Here is an 18,911-nt window from a genome sequence, read left to right on the forward strand (position 1 = left end):
CATTTGTTGAGTCGGCGCAGCGTTCTTGTTGGAGCCGCTGCGTCAATGTTTGCAACGGCCTCGTCGGCATCGGAACCTTCCAGAATCGTGGCGATAGACTGGGCCATGCTGGAAACGCTGATGGCGCTTGGCATCACACCTGTTGCAGCGACCGAACTCATTCAGTTCAGAAAAGATGTCGTGGAGCCGGAGCTACCCTCCACTGTGGTCGATCTTGGTCTTCGCGGTACGCCCAATCTTGAGCTTCTCTATACTCTGAAGCCCGACCTTATCTTAAGTTCACCATTTTATGCCCGTCATGAGCATCGACTTGCAGCAGTGGCACCGATTTTGTCATTGCCATTTTATATTCGAGGTGAGCCGCCGTTCATCAAGGCATTGGCAGCAGTCGAAGCGTTGGGAGAACGTCTGGGTAGACAAAGACAAGCTGCCATCATACTTGCGCAAACCGAGGCAAATTTAACGCATCTGGGTAATGAACTGCGAGCCTATGCCGAGCGCCCGACATATCTCGTCAATATCGGCGATGCCCGGCATGTGCGTATATTTGGCAGCGATAGTATGTTTGGCGATGTATTTTCGCGTCTTGGTTTGCCCAATGCGTGGGAAGGGCGATCGCGTTACACATTTTCCGCACCGGTTCCGATAGAGCATCTGGCCGCGCACGACAATGCCCGCATCGTTGTCATCTCGGAAGTTCCCATAGAGGCCAGAACGGGACTGGCCGACAGCATGATCTGGAATGCGCTCGCACCGGTCAGACAAAACCGGGTGACAATGCTCGGCAATATCAATCCTTACGGAGGTATAACCGCCGGTTTGCGCTTTGCCCGGCTGGTATCTGATGCGTTTCTTTCGGAAGGCAAAATGCTTTGAAGACCAGAATCATATGGTCGTTACCTGCGCTTTGCCTGTTTGTCTCAGGTGGCTTCCTTCTTCATGCGGCACTTCTTCGTTTGCCGATCAGCAACTGGCCAATGCCGTTTACTGCTCCCGATCAATTCACAATGGATCAGGTCATTCTGTATTTTGGTATTTTCCCACGGGCGTCGGTTGCCATTCTGGCCGGAGCGACGCTTGGCCTCGTTGGTGCGTTGCTCCAGCAATTGCTTCGTAATCCGATCGCCGATCCGTCGACTCTTGGCATATCGGCAGGCGCACAGCTTGCCATCGTGACGTGTACTTTGTTCTATCCTGCAGGTGTAGACGGCTATCGTGCGCTTGTAGCGCTTGCCGGAGCAGGCATGGCGGCAGTGATTGTATTCGCCCTCGGCTGGCGCCGATCTTTTGATCCCGTCACAATGATCATTTCGGGAATGCTGGTCGGCATTACGGCCAGTGCAATTTCGGCTGCTCTTACCCTGTCGCAGGGCGAGTACCTTATGTCGCTCGTCATCTGGAATGGCGGATCGTTGAGCCAGCAGAACTGGTCGGTCGCCCGCACACTGGCAATAGCGCTCATATCCGGTTTAATTCTCGCGCGTCTGCTTGTCCGGCCGCTTGTTCTTTTCAAACTGGGCGATTCCAATGCACGCTCGCTCGGAATGTCATTGAAAGGAACGCGCTTCTGTGTTGCGATCCTGGCGGTTGTCCTTACCGGGATCGTTTCTGCAAATGTTGGTCTTATAAGCTTCATAGGTCTGGCAGCGCCCGCTTTCGTGCGTGCGCTTGGTGTCAGAAAACCATCCGCTATCATTTTTTCTGCGCCCCTGGCCGGTGGATTGCTTCTGTGGTTTTGCGATGGCCTTGTTCAGTTTATCTCAACAACAACGAACGAGAGTTTCCCAACCGGTGCAGTGACAGCATTGATTGGCGGGCCCCTGCTTCTGTGGCTTTTGCAAAAAGTTCATCCCAACCGGATCACCCCCGAAAACTCTGCCGCATCTGCAAGTCGAAGCTCATCGCGCCAGTTCGTTACTTTGATCACGACTTTAATGATCATTGCCTGTCTCTCGATTGCTCTTGGGAAAGCGACTGACGGGTGGTCGATTATGGGCGGATCAGATATCGAGCAGCTTGTGCAGTTCCGTTGGCCGCGATTACTGGCAGCAGCCGGGGCGGGGAGCATGCTGGCTCTTTCGGGAACTATCCTGCAAAGGCTGACGGGTAATCCAATGGCAAGTCCGGAGGTAATCGGCGTCAGCGGTGGGACTGGCATTGGTTATGCTGCGACTATCACAATTTTCCCCGCAGCAGGATTGACGATCATGTTCGCGGGAGCCGGTCTCGGTGCAATGCTGGCCATTGTCATTGTACTGGCATTCTCCAACCGAAAGCATCTGCCTCCGGAACAGTTGCTGTTGGCAGGTATTGCGGTGAGTTCGTTCGGCTCCTCAATTCTTGCCGCGCTTCTCGCAGTAGGCGATCAGCGATCATGGCAAATTCTCGCATGGATTGCCGGGTCAACTGCCACCGCGACACCTCAATCTGCGATTTTTTTGGTGGTCCTTGCGATAACAGCGCTGATCGTCAGTCTCAGCTTCGGGCGGTGGCTGACGATCCTCCCGCTTGGTCACGCGACACCGCTTGCCCTTGGTCTTCCCATACGCCCGGTTCGCATCATTATGATCCTCATGTCAGGCATTGCTATCGGTGCCGCATCTTTGCTGGTTGGCCCGCTGAGTTTCGTTGGTCTCGTTGCGCCGCACATCGCATCCCGCGCAGGATTCACCCGGGCAAAAGACCAGATACTTGCCTCATTTCTCATCGGCGCGATCCTGATGGCGCTTGCAGACCTCGGCGCGCGTACAGTTACGTTCCCGTATGAATTGCCGCTTGGGCTTTTTGCTGCACTTTTCGGCGCGCCTTATCTCGTGTGGCTGATAGGACGAAACCGCTAGAGATTAACATCGATATCGCAACAGCCCGGCGAGATTCAACCACTCTGGTATCCGCACATTTATCAGCGATTATATCCCCCGGGTAATGCCGCCATCTACCCTGAGATTCTGGCCGGTAATGTAGCCCGCACCGTTCGAGACGAGGAAGGAAATCGTCGCGGCGACTTCTTCGCTGGTGCCGTAGCGTCCCATCGGGACGCTGTCGCGGCGTTCGTCTGTGGCGGGGAGGCTGTCGATCCAGCCGGGCAATACATTGTTGATGCGGATACCGTCTGCTGCATAGGTATCGGCGTAAATCTTCGAGTAGGACGCAAGGCCAGCCCGGAATACTGCCGATGTCGGGAACATGGACGACGGTTCGAAGGCCCACGCTGTGGAAATATTGACGATGGCGCCCGACTTCTGTGCCTGCATGACTGGCGTGACCAGACGCACGGGGCGGATGACGTTCATCAGATAAACATCGAGGCCAGTATGCCACTGTTCATCGGTTATCTCGACAATCGGAGCACGTGGTCCGTGTCCGGCACTATTGACCAGTACATCAATGCGCCCCCACCTTTCCATCGTTGCATCAACCAGATGCCTGAGGTCATCGTTAGACTGGTTTGAGCCGGTAACACCAATCCCGCCCAGTTCCCCGGCAAGAGCTTCTCCTTTGCCCGATGACGACAGAATTGCGACTTTAAAGCCGTCGTCAGCAAGGCGCCTGGCAGCTGCCGCGCCCATTCCGCTGCCACCTGCCGTGACGATTGCAACTTTTTCTACAGACATTCCTCATTCCTCTTCACGCATTTGTCGATCTATTGCCGGGCAACCAACGATAATATACCGTCCGTCTGAAGCGAGAACGAGAGAGTTCTCCTGACATTTTCCAGTAGAAAAACTATCGACTATGGACCCTTTAGGAAAACTTCCACCGCTTAACGGCCTTAAAGTTTTCGAAGTGACAGCACGTCACCTCAACTTCCGGCTTGCGGCAGAAGAAATCGGCGTAACTCAGGGCGCGGTGGCACAACAAATCCGGGGGCTGGAAGCTGAACTCGGTGTCGCATTGTTCGAACGCCTGCCACGAACGCTGATGCTGACGGGCGAAGGCAGAAGTTACATCGCCGATATCAGGCGGGCTTTTGAAATCATCTCCCAGGCGACGACAGAGCTTCGACCTCAGCCGGTAAAATTGACAATCAGCACGACGCCGACCTTTGCCTCGAAATGGCTGATCCCGAGGTTGCCGGACTTTACGGCTCGGTATCCCGGGCTTGATCTGCACATTCTGGCAACAGACCGCATATCAAACTTCCAGATCTATGGTGTCGACCTGGCGGTTAGATACGGGCGGCCCCCGTTCGGGTCGGGGCTGGCCCATCAGTTGCTGTTCGAGCAGGAAATCGTCGCCGTCTGCAGCCCCCATCTGCTTTCAGAGTTGGGTGCTCCACGGACTGCCGAGCAGCTCGCCAGCTATATGCTCCTCCACGACGCTCACAATTTCTGGCCGGAGTTTGTCGAACAGCAGTTTGGCCGCCGTGAACAGTCGACATTCAAGGGTATCAGCTTCAACCAGACATCGCATGCGATCGAGGCAGCAATCGCCGGGCAGGGCATCGTTCTTGCCAATCGTGATTTTGTCTCTCGTGACATAGTTGAAGGCCGTCTTGTACGCGCGCTCGATGGCTCGCTGCACGGGCCGTCCGACTTCTATCTCGTGTGGCCAAGATATCGGAAGTCGGACGCGCTTGATGCGGTTCGCGTCTGGATTATGAGCGAAACACAAGTTTGATGCGCAGTGCTGAAGGGCTCAGCGCGCTGTAAAAGTGACACAAGCGTCATTGAGCAAGGACCATACTCAACGACATTGGCTCACGGCCAGGCAATTTTGCACGTGTTGGGTCTGTAGCCGAAAATTCTCCCGCATGGGCTACCCCCCTTTGGTTGTTGCATCACACGACAGACAGACGGGAACCTTCGGGGGCTGAGATGAGGAAGTGCATGAGATTGCCGATGTGGAAGATTGAGCCGGCCGCAGTTACCACGAAGGAAATGAAGGCTGCTGCACTCATTCCGGAGCATGTCACGCGCCGCCAGTTCCGCTTGCAGCTTATCGATACCGCCTGCTCGAACAGGTTGAAGGGCAGATGCCACTCAGGATGACGCAAAAGCCGCCTGTGCAGACAGCGGCATGTTTCCTGCGCACCGATGAAACGCTCCAGCAACGCTTCGTAGCTCTTGGGTTTACTGATGAGCAGATCAACAGTTCTTTACTGATGCTGCTGCGCAATAAAAAACGGTGGACTGTTAGGCCCACCGTTTTTGTCAGGGTGATGTGACTGGAGATCTCATCACAAATAGATGCGCAGTCCTTCTACGCATCCAAGACACGCTAAATAAATACGCGAAATATCCCAAATGTCAAAAAAAATCAGAGGACCGAAGCCCTCTGATCTTTCAACCCAAATCCAGTAAAGGATTAGAAGTTACGCTGGAAGCGGATGATGCCTTCGAATGCATCGTCATTGCCGCTAATCGCACGTGCGAGATCTTCACGACGGCCATCAAACTTGGTGTAGTTGATTTCCGGTGTGATTACGAAGCCAGGAACCAGTTCGTAAGCTACGTTTGCAGCAGCTGCGAATGTGCCGTCTTCTTCATAAGCACCTTGGATGTTGAAGGTTGCCTTTTCGGAAATCTTGGCAGCAACGCCACCCCAGATTGCGTAGTCACCATCCCAACGACCGAAGTAGTTTTCGTCATATCTGTTGCCATCGGACTTGTAGCCGCCCTGGATCCATGCGGATACAGTGTCTGTGAACTTAACGTCTACGCGGATCTTACCAGCCCATTCTTCAGACACGGAGTCATAACCGGCAACACCGCCGATTGAACCCCAAGCCTGTTCGAACTTAGCACCGGCAACAACATGTGGCATGTAGTCGTCGATCTGGTAGCCATCGTTACCCTGTTCAACACCAATCGTAGCGGAGAAACCATTGCCGCCAGCAAATGTGTAGCTAGCCTGGTTGGTTACATAACCGCCTGGGTTGATCACGTCATCGGAGATGATGTCGCCGAGGTAGCCGAGATATGCAGTGAACTGCGAGTCAGTCGCACCAACACGGAAGCCGCCGAGTTCGATATAGCCGTTGTTCAGCTGTACTTCGTCTGCATTGCTGCCGTCATCGAAGTTGAAGCGCAGCTCAGCGTATGAACGCAATGTGCCGAGTTCTGTTTCGTTACGTGCATCGACGCGGAGCGAGAAACGCGAACGCTTGAAGTATGTGTCGCGATCAAAACCGGTGTAAGCATCATCACCGGCATGTGCGTCATAACGCATGTAACCGCTGATCTTCAGGCAGGTTTCGGTGCCTGGGATGTAGAAGAAGCCAGCGCCGTATGTGTCGCAAACGCGAACGTATTCAACTGGTTCTGGTTCTGCAACAACAACTGCGTCTGCAGCGCGTGCGCCGGATACTGCAACGAGGGCTGCAGCGGAGCCGAGAAGTAGGCTCTTAATGTTCATTTTTGACCTCCAGTCAAAGTTTCGTCGTAATGTCTTGTGGACCAACTCTGTTTAATCCAAAAATGTCCAGGACAGCAATCACCAAGTAATACACAAAGGTCGCTTGCTGCCTTGGTGTTGCCATTTTATCACGAAAACCGCCATATTTAGTGATTTGTTAATACAACCCATTGAATTTGTTAATGAAAGGTAAATGAAATGCCTGCTTCTGCGCAGAAAAAATGGATTGTAAAAGCAATATCCGCAGAGAAAGACATAGATGCAATTCGCAAATTCACAGTGGCGGTAGCAAAGGCCACTCGCTTCAAGGGACGGTTGCCCGACCCGGCAGAGAATCGCTGCGGGCTGATGGTGATGGCTCATTCCATTGCCGAAACAGCAAATCTTTTCATTCAGTTTGATGGGCCTTTGCAGTTTACAGTTGCCATCAATCTTGGTGCAATCGTTGTTAACGGTAGCGTCGTGGCGCCGGATACAGAGAGACACTCGGAAATTCTTTCTGCAACAGAAGCGCTTCTGGAGGAAGTGTCGCCCAGCAGCACGCATAGATTGCCCCGCATTCATCTCACCTTGATCAACAGGTTTGTGAATGCGTGGAAGCGATTGGATAGGAATAAAGAACCGAAATCTGCATTCGAGATATACAGAATGTTCAATGCCGATCCTGAAGCGGCAGAATTATTGCGAACTGTCCGCATGCAGCACACACCATATACCCATGGACAAATTAACCGCTTCGAGCAGTTGGACGACTATTTAAAGTCAAGAGACGAGTTTTTTTCTCAAGAGCAGTCTTTGATCGCAGGCAATAAGGTCTGGCTGCTTAATGGCTATACGATCCCGCAAGAATAATCTCCTGCACTTCGTGCACCGCTAATCCACGTAAGTGCTCACTCGGTAACCCGGTTCATGCTGCTCGGAGCAAGAGCGCCCAAGGATTATTGAAATCGTGGCCAGAATAACGACGCTCAGCAAGTAAGGCCAAATCCGGGACAAATAAGGTTTATGTTCAGGGTCCATACCAAGTGATCCCGTTTAACATGCGGTACTGCTAATACGAACAATTGGTTCAATAACGGTTTAAAAGTTCATCAATAGCCGCAGTCACTGTCATGCGCTTCGCGCGCCGCTCCACAGAAAAGAAATCCCGGCGCCAATAAGGGCTGTTTAAATCAGCGCCGGGATTGTGCCATCTGGTAGAGGGGGTGGCATAGACCAGTTAAATCCAAACGCAGAAAACCTTCAAGTCAGCCAACATAGTTCAATGTGTTTAGCTGGAGTGTAAGGTCGAGGCCTTGTTCCACCTGCTTTCTGCGACAGCTATCCCCGAGCCTCCAAAACCAGCCTGCCAATACGCTACGCAGCAGACTTGTTGCTGATTGATAGGGAAGGTCAGCCTCTAAAGACGACTGAACCAAGGGTGAGGCTCGACATCAGAGGTGAGCTCTGGCTACAGCGTCGAGCCTCTGCTGATTAATCCCGATCAGCAATCGTATAACTCAGTTTGACGCATAGGGTTCCGATGCCCGGTGCCGGTGCTTACGCGGAAACCATATTCATGCCTTCAGAACACGTCCGTCCCATGGAAACTTCAGAACTACCACGCTCAACAAATACGGCCAGACACGCGACAGATAAGGCTTGAGCTCGGGACCCACTAAAGAACGCCCTTTGTGAATCAGCGGCACACCTGACGCAGAGCACTTGGAGGGGCAAAGCGTCAGTGACCCTGGCTGGATACAATCTCAGCCTGCCTTCGAGTATCACTTTTCAAAGGAAACTACTATGAAACTATCCGCAGAAATGCGGCGTCGGCAAGAAAATCAATAATACCCTAGAATAATTTATGGCTCCTGAAAAATATCGTTGTTTGTGCGGCTATCAGCTCTTCGATAGATTCATGTTGCACTCGAATGACCGTAGGGGAAATTCACATGTCTACGCAGTCAAGGGTGTGATTAACGCCGGTAATGGCCGACACAAGCGTGACCTATGAAGGGGTCGCGTTACCCTGTTTATGGAGACAACTTTGATAAATCGACGCAATGCCCTGGCTCTTCTGGCATCATGCAGTTTATTGCCGATCAATCCCGCTTCGGCAGAAAAAACACCGCCGGCAGATACGTTTACAGGTTTCAATGATCTTTTCCGTGAAATTGGAACGGTTGGCTCGTTTGCTGCACTTCGTAACGGCAAGCTTATTGTCAATGACAACACCCGGGTGCGTGAGGCAATCCTCCCTGCCTCCACCTACAAGATCCCTCATTCGATAATAGCTATTGAAACAGGCGTCGTATCCGATCCCGACAAGGATGTTTTCAAGTGGGATGGTATTAGACGCGGCTTTGAGGACTGGAATCAGGATCATACTCTGCGCTCGGCAATTGCAGCTTCCGCTGTGCCAGTTTACCAGCAGATAGCACACAACATCGGACACGAGCGGATGCAGAAAAATCTGGATGCGCTTCAGTACGGGAATCAGAATACAAACGGCGGCATCGATCATTTCTGGTTGTCAGGTGATCTTCGCATCAGCCCATTGCAGCAGATTGATTTTCTGGAGCGGCTGCATCAAGGCACATTACCTGTATCCAGGCGCAGCCAGGATTTAACACTGGACATTCTTCCTGTCATAAAAGTTGGGAGCAGCATTATTCGTGCCAAGAGCGGACTTGTCGGTGTCGACGACAGGAGAGGAATAGAGAATGCCACGGTGGGTTGGCTGACAGGATACGCGGAAACCGGCAGTGCAATGACGATATTTGCACTCAATGTCGACATTCTGGAAAAGCGGCATGTCAGTGACCGTGCCAAACTCGCCGAAAGATGCCTTGCAGCGATTGATTCAATCTAGTTGCCGATAGTCCATCAGTCATAAATCAGCCCCGGTGTCTCGCGATGCCGGGCTTTAATACACAGCTATCAGACAGACTGGAGCGAATAGAACGTAATCGGCGGGCAGCCAGTTCGGGCCGGTGATATCGGTCACGTTCTGATCACCTTTGAGTCACGCGTTCTCGCATAAGCTATTGCAAGACGAGCATGATTTCGGAATTGTAATGGCATTCGCATCGGTAACGGTACTCAATTCGCATACGAACAAACCAACAGTCATATCCACCATAGAAGAAGCAGCAGAATTCATTCTCTACGACTGGCCAATAGTGCCGGGCGATGCGATATCGTCAGCGCGGCAGGCCTGTCTCGACGCTCTTGCCGGTAAAATCGATGATCGGATAGCGCGGGATTTTTTCATAGCCGCTGCGAGAGAGGCCCGCATATTGATTGACACAACATAAATAATTCTCGGTGTCTCGCGATGTCGGCGATTACTTTTTTTCGTTAGATAGACTGCAGCGAACAGAGCGCGACCCGTGGCAGCAATGCCTCCCGGACAGAGAATACTTGTATGGCAAGTTTCGATTGAGAAGTGCCGGAGTTGCGCAAATTTTAACTATGACAGTTTTTTCCACCCATCTGTTGCGATGCATAAACGCAGGGCGTATGTCACGCTGAATGGAATCTTATCAATATAGAAATGGCCAATTCCGGATTATTGGCCTGCGTTGCGCAGCCTTTGCGTGTATGGCGACAACCTTGTTTTTTGCCGCCGATTTGCCGGTCTGGATCGGCTGGGAAAATCAAATTATCGAAAACACGCAAGCGTTTGTTCTTCTGCTTGGCGCTTTTCAGGCGATTTGGTTCCAGAGAGAAAGTGACAACGATTGGCAATGGCTATGGTGTGTTGCGGCGCCAATATGGTTGATCTGCTTTGCGCGCGAACTTAGCTGGGGGGCAGTTTTATATCCACCCACATCGATTGGCGAGCACGGCCCGCAGTTCTCGTCCAGTACGCTTTGGTACAAACCTTTTGTCTACCCGACAGTCAGTGTGGTTCTGCTTTTCGTCGTTGTGTCGATCGTCAAGGCGCGGGCTCTGGTCAGGTCCCTGATCCCGTCAAAGTATATGCCGTGGACGGAACTTATATTTGTGGCTGTTTGCGCGCTCGTGTCGACCGCTGCGGAGGGGCACATGGGGCTTCACACAAGCTTTTTCGCGGGAGACCCTCAAATTCTCGAAGAAAGTGCGGAGCTTTGTGCATACATTCTCCTGCTTGCTGCTCAATGCCGCGTCAGAAATTTCCAGAACATTTCATAGCGGGCGACGGAGCTCTGCGATAAGGGCGTCCTGACTGCCCATTCTGTTAATCAGCACTGCTCTGTCTTTCCAGACGGGAGGCACCTTTTTGTGTTTTGGCCAGTCTGGGATGAGACTCGTCTAACCACTGAGGTTCACCGATAATGAGGCAGAAGCTATCACCTGATCGGCCGCATCTCGTGCGGTATTGAGGTCACGTCTTTTTCCCGCCAGCAGTGCGCCTCACCAAATCTAAAAATGGCCGTGAATGTATCCGAGCGCCCGCTTTTCTGCTGGTAGCCGCGAATCTGTTCCTACTTGCACATTTTGCCTGACAAAGATTTTTCGCGTTTGACAAAAGTCACGCAGGAGTCACGGACAATAACATAATGCTTATCTATTAGTTAAAGTTTCAGCGCGGCCGCAAGAGAGCCCGCAAACAGACGGGGACCCCATGAATAGTCTTTCTTTTCATCCGGTAATTGTGGAGAGCAACCATTTCGGAAGAAATGAGACGATTGCATCGATCCGGGATGCAGCAGCGTTTTTGCTCTCAGGTTGGCCTAAAAAGAAAGCGCCTTTGTATATGGAAGCGCGGGTTCTCTGTTATGAAGCGCAATCTGGAATTGCTTCTGTGGATGCTGCCAGACTAACTTTCATAAAAGCTGCAATCGAGGCCGACATCTACGTCAAGGAAGGTCGCTAGGCCTTCAGTGGAGCAATTGCCTCTGAATTCCTTTAACTTGTAATCAACCATCGCACCTGTGTTGATGAGCGATCAAGCTGACGTCCAGATTGACAGCTACCGCCGTGATCAAGGCACCGGCATCATGAATGCCCCTGTCGAATGTGTTCATTACTGCTCGGGTAATTCTGTCACGTGGGGCGAATGGATGGCCGCCGATCTGTTGACAAGAGATTTCAAAAGCCAAGGACATTACATCCCAGTCTGATGTGGAATACTTGCTTGCATAACGGGGCGCAATTTGATCATCGTTTTGCTCCTCGCCTGTGTTGGGCGGAAGCACGCGTGATCACTCAAACATCCATCACCAAACATGCGTAGTATGGATGCTGAGTTAGGCTGTTTGCGGCGAGAGTCCATCCACAGTGGGGCGCTTAAGCGCTAACCGGGCTTTGGGTTTTCTGTCCAGTGTTCCAGCGTCGGATCATCAATATACCTTCCGGGTGAGCGCAGATACGCGACGATTTCAAGCTTCGGAAAATTCCAGTCGCATACTTTTCATTTATTCGTTCCAGCTTGGCCGCTACAGTATCAAAGTCCTCGCCGGGAAGATCAGCGTCACCGATAAGATACTTGTCATGTCCGACTGTGCAGATATCGCAGCCAGCTCTGATCCTCTTTAACGAAATCAGAGATGTCGCTTGCATCAGTTTGATTGGCTGTCGGTCATACCTTGCCGTCGTCCTTATGCTCTCCATAATGCCAGCCAATCCGATATCGCCCGAAGAATCCAAAGCTTCCCCGTTGCTTGCAGGCAGGATATTCGCACCAATGCTCAACGATTTTCTGCGGTACATCCATATGCGATGATATTCGATGCTCGTTCGGTTGCCGATCCCCTTGCAGGGGTTGCGGAAGGCATCAAAGCCGGTCGATATTTTGTAAAGTTACACATGAAGCGATGCTATCCTTCAACTTTCCAGGACGAAAACTAACTCCACATGGCACGCATACGTGAACCTGCATCTACACGGACGCCACGGACCTCGGTTTGCCTTGCATTCTGTGCACGTGCAATTGGCCACGAGCAACACTCGAAATATTGCAGCAGGGTGGCGGGAATGAAACGGGTGCGCGATGCATAAACGTGCCGGTCGCCTCCAGCGTTCTGTCCGTGCGTAAAGAACCGCTGCGGGGTGACAAGGTGCAGACTATCCTTTGCCCGTGTCATGGCGACGTAAAGCAAGCGCCTTTCTTCCTCGATCTCTGCCGACGAGCCAGTACCAAGGTCAGACGGCATGCAGCCGTCAATGACATTAAGCAGGTAGACCGATTTCCATTCCTGTCCTTTGGCCGAATGGATTGTCGACAGAATTAGATAATCTTCATCAAGCAATGGCACACCGGACTGGTCGCTTGTTGCGTCTGGCGGGTCGAGGGTCAACTCTGTCAGAAACCGTTCGCGAGACGGATAGCCGCCTGCAATTTGCTCAAGCTGAAGAATATCGGCCTGGCGCATTTGCGCATCTTCGTGAATACGCTCCAGATGCGGCTCATACCACCGCCGGACCAACTCGATTTCGGCTGGCCAGCCCATCTTTCTTTCGCTGAGTTGCTGGACGGTGGAAACGAAGTCTGCCCAATTCTCACCAGAACGGGGAGGTGCAGGATGCACGTTGAGCGCTTTCAGCGGCTCCACGCCGATTGCCATGTCATCAAGTGCACGCTGTGCTGACGCGGGACCAACACCGGGGAGTATCTGCATGAGGCGGAAACCCGCGACACGGTCACGCGGATTTTGCGCAAAGCGAAGCATGGCCAGAACGTCTTTGACGTGGGCGCTGTCGAGAAACTTCAATCCACCAAATTTGACGAAAGGAATATTGCGCCGGGTCAGTTCAACTTCCAAAGGTCCGCTATGATGGGATGTCCGGAACAGCACCGCTTGCTGTTTCAGGGTCGTTCCGGTTTCACGGTTCTCCAATACCTGATCAACGATATAATTGGCTTGCTCGATTTCATCGCGCACCGTGACAAGTCTCGGCCTCTCGTCCGATTGACGTTCAGTCCAAAGGTTCTTGGTAAAGCGTTCGGAGGCGAGATCAATCACGCCGTTCGCTGCACTCAGAATTGGCTGCGTTGATCGGTAATTGCGATCAAGTGTAATGACATCAGCCGGCGGAGTGAATGAGTTTGGGAAATCCAGGATGTTTCGGATAGTAGCGGCACGGAAAGAATAGATGGACTGCGCATCATCGCCCACCACTGTCAGGCCACGCCCCCCGGGCTTCAAGGCCAACAGAATGGTTGATTGCAGCCGATTGGTATCCTGATATTCATCAACGAGCACATGATCGAAGCGACCACCGATGTCTTCGGCTAAAAGTGGATCGCAGACAGTCTGCGCCCAATAGAGCAGCAAATCATCATAGTCGAGAATGTTCTGTGCCTGCTTGGCCTCGACATAACCGGAAAAAAGCTGCCGAAGCTGTGCCTCCCACATGGCGCACCATGCAAAAACGTTCTTGAGAATTTCAGCGAGAGGGCGTTCAGAATTCACCACGCGAGAATAAATCGCAAGACATGTTCCCTTGGTTGGAAAACGGGTTTTCGTTTTGGAAAAACCAAGTTCGTGCCTTACGAGATTCATCAAGTCGGCGGAGTCTTCACGGTCGTGGATCGTGAAATTCGGATCAAGGCCAATCTGTTCGGCATAGTCACGCAAAAGTCGGGCACCAATTCCATGAAACGTTCCGGCCCAGTCCAGGGCGTCAGTCATGATCGATGACTTTTGTCCCAGAACCCGAGTGCATATGCGTCCTACCCGTTTTGACATTTCGGCGGACGCACGTCTGGAGAACGTCATCATGAGAATCCGGCGCGGATCGGCACCGTTCAGTATAAGGTGGGCAACGCGGTGCGCCAGGGTATTGGTCTTTCCGGATCCGGCACCGGCAATGACAAGAAGTGGGCCTGCTGTCTGACCATCGGGTAATCCGATACCGAATTCCACGGCTTTGCGTTGTGCAACGTTCAACTTCTCAAGATGCGCAACACTCATCGAAATTCCGGTTCCTATCCCTGATTCTAGCGGGAACAAAGATAGAACGTATCATCGGTGTTACCGATATTCAAGACAGGGCATTTGTATCGCAGACCTGGCTTGGAACGGTTAAGGCTCGTGTTCGTTACATCTGGAGGTTCAGGGAGATATCTCATGTCAAACGGCGACAAATCTAACGGCAATCCCGTTGACCGAAGCAGTTCCACAACCTTTGGGCGATCGGTAGAAAGCGAGGCACAGATTGCCGATGCAGCCAGCCGATCATCCAGTCTGGCAGGCAGAGGCGAAACACTTCATATATACCGGCTCGTGCCTATAGCCTTGCCTGATGATCCCCGATGGGAAAACTCACCCTTCCAGGGTGAGGTCGTTGTTGCAGCCAGGACCACTGGTGACGCTCGCATTGTAGCTGCCGGCCGCGAACTTGATTTCATGGAAGTAGACGCAGCGCCTGCAGATGACGTTACAACATTCAATGCGAGCGCCTTCAGAGACGACAAGCTCTACACAGTCATTGAGATTGAAAGCGATCGAACTGATCTGACGCGAGGTGTGATCGTCGGTGATATCAGCATTGATAATATCCGGCCCGTGCAGTCGATAGATTAATCGCGCAGTCCTGGTGTCGATCATGTTGTTTTCTTTGTTCTTGCAACTCCATATCTGACGGCTTTTTCGTCAGCGAGTTATTCGAACATGCGAGCCGAAATATCGCTCAGGCTCCTCGCGGTGCAACCGGCGTACCTGTAAGCATTTGTAACAATGGGCGTAAAGGTTATCCTACACCTCAACATAGCAGAACCGCGTGTTCTCCCTTATCGGGCGCAGACGCCACCTGGTTGCCATAGCAACCGACCGTCATCCAGCTATAACGCGGCACCCAAGTGCGCTTCCGTCGCTGTTCCGGCGTAATCCATTCCCCCTCGAAAGCCTTTAGGAAGCACGCAGCGTCTCGTTCTTCAGCAAACATGTAAATGATGTATCGATCAGGATGAACGTAAATGCTCTGGTTCAAGCGGTAGCTGCCAAGCTGGTGCGACAGGAGCATGACTTGATCGAAGTTCAGCCGAACATCTTCACAATGCAGGGCTACCTGAAAAGGGAAACCCTTATCAATCAGGCTGGGTGGTGGCTCGCCTCTGGTTCTGGTCATGTCAGTGCCTTGAAAGCCTCGGTTTCCAGCCTCGGGCATAGCCAAAACCCATGGCGAGCGAGGCATATTCAAGCTCTTTGATCAAGAGGCTTCGTTCGGAGAGCAGGGCGGTAAACGCCGCCTGCACATCACCGCCATGTTCGGCAATAAGCCGCTCGACTTCATCGTCGTGCTTCAATTCGGATTCATTCATGGCCAGCCCTTTCACTGAGACAAGCCTGTCCGCTCCCCATGCCAGACAGAGTTTTCAGTCCTGAATTGTTTTGAAGCCGCCGCAATCTGCTGCGATGTTCCTAAAATGTTCCGGTTATTCGAAAGAGTCAATATCCCTAAAAAGTTTTTGAGTAGGAGTCCCTTTGCCTCGAACCCTTCCTGGCCGGCCTTCTGAAACAGGAATGGCCTGAAGAGAGAAAAGTTAAGTGAAGACCTTCCGGAACGCAGCTTCGGCACCATCTCCGGCTGCAAGTGCTTTTATTGCTGGTTCCCATTATTTTATAACGAAACGCATGAGCGGGTTTGGCAGACTTATGATGCTCCCGCTGGCCGCTGTTCAAGAAGCGCGTTGCGGCCCACCGGAACCGTCAACGCCAAATAGACGAGATTAAACAAACACAATCCGGATCCACGGCCGGCGCGTCTGAATATGCAGGTGCTTGACAGGCTGGTGTGGATCGAGAGAAACTGGCGGGCAGCGAGTCTCTGGCGCCAGAATCGCCATAACAACTACACGGCTCTCATAGCTTCAAATGGATGTCACGTAGAAGTCACGGTTGATCTGTTCATTTGTCACGATGAAAGATCGGAACATACATATTCTGGCATCGGCGATACAATGCGAGGAGTGTGACACTGTCTTCACCGCCATTCCTCAGGAAGATGGAGACAGTGCTCCTGTCCACTGTCGCGAATGTAGGGCGTTCATCTGCTTGTGGAGTGAGCTACCAGAAAATTCAGGATTGAACGCCAACGCCTGAAATGAAGCGCCACTCTGTCCTTCGGGATGGGGCGGCGCTTTGTGTTTAAAGCTGTTGCGGCCCCTTTTTCTCGACCATTTTGGAACCATTCGGCAGGCCTTTGGTTGTCGCATCACATGACAGACAGGCGGGAAATGCTGATGACCGATAAGTTTACACCAATTCGCCTTCGGGGGCTGAGATCAGAGGAAGTCCACGAGATTGATTCATGCACTTCAGCTATCGGCTTTCTGTATAGCCTGTGGCCGCGAAAAACCGGTGAAAAGCGAGCTTCTGCAGAACAGGCTTGCAGACAGGCGCTGGCGGGCGACATCACGCCTGACGAAGCCAGGCTCGCATTCTATGAAGCTGCACTGGAAGCGGACATTCTTGACCAGCCGAGGGATTGAGGAGCCGTTGGCAGAAACCACCACTCTGCAATCCATGACATCGCACCCCGTCACTCCATGCAGTCGGCAGACCTTTCCGGTCTCGGCACCCCGCGATGAAAGCGATCTTTGAAAACATCGCCGCAAACGCTGAACAGCAGGTAGAGGCCGCTGTCGCGGCGCTGCCCGACGGTTTTCCCGATCAGCTCGTGATGTCGACCATTAACCACCGCGTCCGGCTCGTGGCCGATTCACTTTCGCAAGCGTCTCATGTCTGAAGCAAGAAATTACCCGCATTGCCGTTCTTGGCCAGGACTCCCTGCCAAGACACTCTCCCTAACCTGCGCTGCGGGAACAAATATCATTATGAACCCGTCACGTTTGCCAGCATCACACTGGCCAGTTTGCCTGCGGGACCGTCAAGTGATTCGACCGCGCTTGCCCAGGCGTCGGCATCGGTGCCAAGAGCAGTGTGAAGCCATGCAAGGCTCAGACGCTTTGTCGCTTCCAGGCTGTCCGGCGCTTCGACTTCGGTTTCCTTCGCATCCAATCCGGCAATGCCACCCAAGCCATGTCCGACGCCATGCAGCGTTATGAGTGCCTCGGCTCCGGTGCTGTCATGGAAGGCATCGGCATGCCATTCCGGGCCGCGCCGCGTGAAGTGTGGATTGTCGTCCGCGCCGCAGACAACGAGGCTGCGGGTCGCCATGTGCGAGAAATCCACATCGAAGAACGGGAGACGCGCCGCGCTTTCCGGGGTAAGATCGCGACCGCCCCGGCCCGGCGTCGCCAGGAGGACGCCGGCAGAGATGCGCGGATCGGCGAAACTCTCTCCCTGCAATTGCGCACCCAGAAGCAACCCGACGGTGAAGCCGCCGAAGGAGTGGCCGGCCGCCGCGATGCGCCGATGGTCGAGGCGACCGGTCACCGCGGGCGCCTGCTGTTCCACCTCGTCCAGCCGGTCGAGAATCGTCGTCATTTCCGACACGCGCTCGCGCCAGAAAAAGGGAGCACCGGGGGCGTCACGCGGCAGACCCGCGACGGGGGAGTTCCCGTGTGTCGGCTGGATCACCGCAAATCCGCGCTCGGCCCAGAATTGCGCGATCGACGCATAGCCGTCTTTCGACGGGATATAGTTCGACGGTCCGGCCCCGTGCGACAGCAGCACGATTGGCAGGGCCTCGTCTTCGGCGGGTGCGGTCAGGCGCAGCTGCAGCGGCGTCCGCCCCGCCAAGGGCAGGGTGATCGGCGTATAGGCCACGGTCAACCGGGGCTCTGGCACCGGGATGGTCCGGGAGAGATCGATGAGATTGTTCATGTGTCGTTATCCTTGTGGCGCCCATGCATCTGGCGAGATCGCGGGGGCAGAAACGCTCAGTTCACGTTAGCGGCCGTTTTCCTGAAGATTGTTTCCGCATCGGAGCCTGCAGGCAGGCGCATCGGCGCATCGGGTTCCGTCACTGCCAGCCATACGGCCTGCGCCACATCCCTTGGGTCCGTCTTTTCGGTCGAGCTGCGCATCCTAGCCAGGTAGTCTCGAACGAAAGCCTCATAGGGCGCCGGGATATCCATCCCCATGCGCGCCACGGCATTCTTCCCGAAAGAGGTCGTCGGAGCCGAACCTGGCAGGATAAGCCGCGTGCGGATACCGAATTGCGCAGTCTCAAGGGCCAAGCTTTCGGTGAACGCATTTATTGCAGCCTTGCTGGCGCTATAGACGGACAGCGCTGGAAACGGGCGCAGCGTGACGCTGGAGCTGATGTTGACGATAACGCCGGCTTTTCGCGCACGCATGCCCGGCAGCACCGCCTGGGTGACGGTCATCGCACCAAGGACATTGGTTTCAAACAGTTCGCGAGCCTTCGCGATGTCCACGCCCTCCAGCACGTTCAGCATGCCGACCCCGGCGTTGTTGACTAATGCATCGAGAGGTCCGGCATTTGCAACGGCCCGCGCGACGCTTGCTGTATCCGTGACGTCCAGCGGAAGGATCTGCAGGCGCTCGTGCCGAGGCGTTTGGTGGTCGTCCGGTGTTCTCATGGTCGCGATGACCTCCCACCCCCGAGCGAGAAAAAGTTCTACCGTGGCGAGGCCGAAGCCTGATGAAGCGCCGGTGATGAGAATTCTGGGCATAGGTGGATCTCCTGTCGTTATCAGTTCAGGACATGGACAA

Annotated in this window: 20 protein-coding genes; 12 read left to right on the plus strand and 8 right to left on the minus strand. The window is 53.4% G+C overall.

Annotated elements, in window-relative coordinates; translation table 11 throughout:
• Window positions 1–45: 45 nt before the first annotated feature.
• Window positions 46–876 (plus strand): ABC transporter substrate-binding protein, encoded by an 831-nt coding sequence (locus ABKW30_RS07305; protein ID WP_348597914.1) that lies wholly within the window; start codon window positions 46–48, stop codon window positions 874–876.
• Window positions 873–2,840 (plus strand): Fe(3+)-hydroxamate ABC transporter permease FhuB, encoded by a 1,968-nt coding sequence (gene fhuB / locus ABKW30_RS07310; RefSeq protein WP_348597916.1) that lies wholly within the window; start codon window positions 873–875, stop codon window positions 2,838–2,840. Before ABKW30_RS07305 ends, fhuB begins: the two co-directional genes overlap by 4 nt.
• A gap of 69 nt (window positions 2,841–2,909) precedes the next feature.
• Here fhuB and ABKW30_RS07315 read toward each other — a convergent pair whose 3' ends face one another.
• Entirely contained in the window at window positions 2,910–3,614 is a 705-nt protein-coding gene (locus tag ABKW30_RS07315; protein ID WP_348597918.1) for an SDR family oxidoreductase, read from the minus strand.
• Between the two features lie 121 nt (window positions 3,615–3,735).
• Between ABKW30_RS07315 and ABKW30_RS07320 the strand changes: the two genes are divergently transcribed.
• Entirely contained in the window at window positions 3,736–4,620 is an 885-nt protein-coding gene (locus tag ABKW30_RS07320; RefSeq protein ID WP_348597919.1) for a LysR substrate-binding domain-containing protein, read from the plus strand.
• A 209-nt stretch (window positions 4,621–4,829) separates the two neighbouring features.
• The gene (locus tag ABKW30_RS07325; RefSeq protein ID WP_348597921.1) at window positions 4,830–4,991 is read left to right on the plus strand and encodes a hypothetical protein; all 162 of its coding nucleotides are present in this window, start codon (window positions 4,830–4,832) and stop codon (window positions 4,989–4,991) included.
• Window positions 4,992–5,307: 316 nt separating this feature from the next.
• Here the strand turns inward: ABKW30_RS07325 and ABKW30_RS07330 are convergent, their stop codons facing one another.
• On the minus strand, window positions 5,308–6,357 hold the full coding sequence (locus tag ABKW30_RS07330) for a porin (protein ID WP_348597922.1): 1,050 nt from the start codon (window positions 6,355–6,357) through the stop codon (window positions 5,308–5,310).
• A 198-nt stretch (window positions 6,358–6,555) separates the two neighbouring features.
• On the opposite strand from ABKW30_RS07330, the gene ABKW30_RS07335 reads away from it, so the two are divergent.
• From ABKW30_RS07335 to ABKW30_RS07355, 5 genes are all read left to right on the plus strand, one after another.
• Window positions 6,556–7,209, plus strand: coding sequence for a hypothetical protein (locus ABKW30_RS07335; protein WP_348597924.1), 654 nt, complete (start codon window positions 6,556–6,558; stop codon window positions 7,207–7,209).
• 1,177 nt (window positions 7,210–8,386) lie between these two features.
• On the plus strand, window positions 8,387–9,211 hold the full coding sequence (locus ABKW30_RS07340) for a penicillin-binding transpeptidase domain-containing protein (protein WP_348597926.1): 825 nt from the start codon (window positions 8,387–8,389) through the stop codon (window positions 9,209–9,211).
• 205 nt (window positions 9,212–9,416) lie between these two features.
• Complete coding sequence (locus ABKW30_RS07345) at window positions 9,417–9,656, plus strand: DUF982 domain-containing protein (RefSeq protein WP_348597928.1); 240 nt, start codon at window positions 9,417–9,419, stop codon at window positions 9,654–9,656.
• A 298-nt stretch (window positions 9,657–9,954) separates the two neighbouring features.
• On the plus strand, window positions 9,955–10,515 hold the full coding sequence (locus ABKW30_RS07350) for a hypothetical protein (protein WP_348597930.1): 561 nt from the start codon (window positions 9,955–9,957) through the stop codon (window positions 10,513–10,515).
• A 433-nt stretch (window positions 10,516–10,948) separates the two neighbouring features.
• Window positions 10,949–11,200 (plus strand): DUF982 domain-containing protein, encoded by a 252-nt coding sequence (locus ABKW30_RS07355; protein ID WP_348597932.1) that lies wholly within the window; start codon window positions 10,949–10,951, stop codon window positions 11,198–11,200.
• Window positions 11,201–11,613: 413 nt separating this feature from the next.
• Here ABKW30_RS07355 and ABKW30_RS07360 read toward each other — a convergent pair whose 3' ends face one another.
• Both ABKW30_RS07360 and ABKW30_RS07365 read right to left on the minus strand, forming a co-directional pair.
• A complete protein-coding gene (locus ABKW30_RS07360) occupies window positions 11,614–12,018 on the minus strand; it encodes a hypothetical protein (protein ID WP_348597933.1) in 405 nt (134 codons plus the stop codon).
• Between the two features lie 152 nt (window positions 12,019–12,170).
• Window positions 12,171–14,240 carry an ATP-dependent helicase gene (locus ABKW30_RS07365; protein WP_348597935.1) on the minus strand — a complete coding sequence of 690 codons (2,070 nt, stop codon included), beginning with the start codon at window positions 14,238–14,240 and terminating at the stop codon, window positions 12,171–12,173.
• Window positions 14,241–14,396: 156 nt separating this feature from the next.
• Here ABKW30_RS07365 and ABKW30_RS07370 point away from each other — a divergent pair, with 156 nt between their 5' ends.
• On the plus strand, window positions 14,397–14,852 hold the full coding sequence (locus ABKW30_RS07370) for a hypothetical protein (RefSeq protein ID WP_348597937.1): 456 nt from the start codon (window positions 14,397–14,399) through the stop codon (window positions 14,850–14,852).
• 178 nt (window positions 14,853–15,030) lie between these two features.
• Here the strand turns inward: ABKW30_RS07370 and ABKW30_RS07375 are convergent, their stop codons facing one another.
• Together ABKW30_RS07375 and ABKW30_RS07380 are read right to left on the minus strand one after the other, a co-directional pair.
• Window positions 15,031–15,396 carry a hypothetical protein gene (locus tag ABKW30_RS07375; RefSeq protein WP_348597939.1) on the minus strand — a complete coding sequence of 122 codons (366 nt, stop codon included), beginning with the start codon at window positions 15,394–15,396 and terminating at the stop codon, window positions 15,031–15,033.
• A 1-nt stretch (window position 15,397) separates the two neighbouring features.
• Window positions 15,398–15,589, minus strand: a complete 192-nt coding sequence (locus ABKW30_RS07380) for a hypothetical protein (protein ID WP_348597941.1) — start codon at window positions 15,587–15,589, stop codon at window positions 15,398–15,400.
• 921 nt (window positions 15,590–16,510) lie between these two features.
• Between ABKW30_RS07380 and ABKW30_RS07385 the strand changes: the two genes are divergently transcribed.
• Together ABKW30_RS07385 and ABKW30_RS07390 are read left to right on the plus strand one after the other, a co-directional pair.
• A complete protein-coding gene (locus tag ABKW30_RS07385) occupies window positions 16,511–16,759 on the plus strand; it encodes a DUF982 domain-containing protein (RefSeq protein WP_348597942.1) in 249 nt (82 codons plus the stop codon).
• 95 nt (window positions 16,760–16,854) lie between these two features.
• Entirely contained in the window at window positions 16,855–17,016 is a 162-nt protein-coding gene (locus tag ABKW30_RS07390; protein WP_348597944.1) for a hypothetical protein, read from the plus strand.
• 86 nt (window positions 17,017–17,102) lie between these two features.
• On the opposite strand, the gene ABKW30_RS07395 is transcribed toward ABKW30_RS07390, so the two are convergent.
• Together ABKW30_RS07395 and ABKW30_RS07400 are read right to left on the minus strand one after the other, a co-directional pair.
• Window positions 17,103–18,056, minus strand: a complete 954-nt coding sequence (locus ABKW30_RS07395; protein WP_348597946.1) for a dienelactone hydrolase — start codon at window positions 18,054–18,056, stop codon at window positions 17,103–17,105.
• 56 nt (window positions 18,057–18,112) lie between these two features.
• A complete protein-coding gene (locus ABKW30_RS07400) occupies window positions 18,113–18,871 on the minus strand; it encodes an SDR family oxidoreductase (RefSeq protein ID WP_348597948.1) in 759 nt (252 codons plus the stop codon).
• Window positions 18,872–18,911: the final 40 nt, after the last annotated feature.

The organism is Phyllobacterium sp. SB3, from assembly GCF_040009165.1.
Classification (GTDB): Bacteria; Pseudomonadota; Alphaproteobacteria; order Rhizobiales; family Rhizobiaceae; genus Phyllobacterium.

Coding starts and splice junctions, on each gene's coding strand:
- ABKW30_RS07395 (WP_348597946.1), bottom strand. CDS start 18,056: ATGAACAATCTCATCGATCTCTCCCGGACCATCCCGGTGCCAGAGCCC.
- ABKW30_RS07380 (WP_348597941.1), bottom strand. CDS start 15,589: ATGAATGAATCCGAATTGAAGCACGACGATGAAGTCGAGCGGCTTATT.
- ABKW30_RS07370 (WP_348597937.1), top strand. CDS start 14,397: ATGTCAAACGGCGACAAATCTAACGGCAATCCCGTTGACCGAAGCAGT.
- ABKW30_RS07400 (WP_348597948.1), bottom strand. CDS start 18,871: ATGCCCAGAATTCTCATCACCGGCGCTTCATCAGGCTTCGGCCTCGCC.
- ABKW30_RS07315 (WP_348597918.1), bottom strand. CDS start 3,614: ATGTCTGTAGAAAAAGTTGCAATCGTCACGGCAGGTGGCAGCGGAATG.
- ABKW30_RS07305 (WP_348597914.1), top strand. CDS start 46: ATGTTTGCAACGGCCTCGTCGGCATCGGAACCTTCCAGAATCGTGGCG.
- ABKW30_RS07330 (WP_348597922.1), bottom strand. CDS start 6,357: ATGAACATTAAGAGCCTACTTCTCGGCTCCGCTGCAGCCCTCGTTGCA.
- ABKW30_RS07335 (WP_348597924.1), top strand. CDS start 6,556: ATGCCTGCTTCTGCGCAGAAAAAATGGATTGTAAAAGCAATATCCGCA.
- ABKW30_RS07375 (WP_348597939.1), bottom strand. CDS start 15,396: ATGACCAGAACCAGAGGCGAGCCACCACCCAGCCTGATTGATAAGGGT.
- ABKW30_RS07345 (WP_348597928.1), top strand. CDS start 9,417: ATGGCATTCGCATCGGTAACGGTACTCAATTCGCATACGAACAAACCA.
- ABKW30_RS07325 (WP_348597921.1), top strand. CDS start 4,830: ATGAGATTGCCGATGTGGAAGATTGAGCCGGCCGCAGTTACCACGAAG.
- ABKW30_RS07385 (WP_348597942.1), top strand. CDS start 16,511: ATGACCGATAAGTTTACACCAATTCGCCTTCGGGGGCTGAGATCAGAG.
- ABKW30_RS07320 (WP_348597919.1), top strand. CDS start 3,736: ATGGACCCTTTAGGAAAACTTCCACCGCTTAACGGCCTTAAAGTTTTC.
- ABKW30_RS07390 (WP_348597944.1), top strand. CDS start 16,855: ATGAAAGCGATCTTTGAAAACATCGCCGCAAACGCTGAACAGCAGGTA.
- ABKW30_RS07365 (WP_348597935.1), bottom strand. CDS start 14,240: ATGAGTGTTGCGCATCTTGAGAAGTTGAACGTTGCACAACGCAAAGCC.
- ABKW30_RS07355 (WP_348597932.1), top strand. CDS start 10,949: ATGAATAGTCTTTCTTTTCATCCGGTAATTGTGGAGAGCAACCATTTC.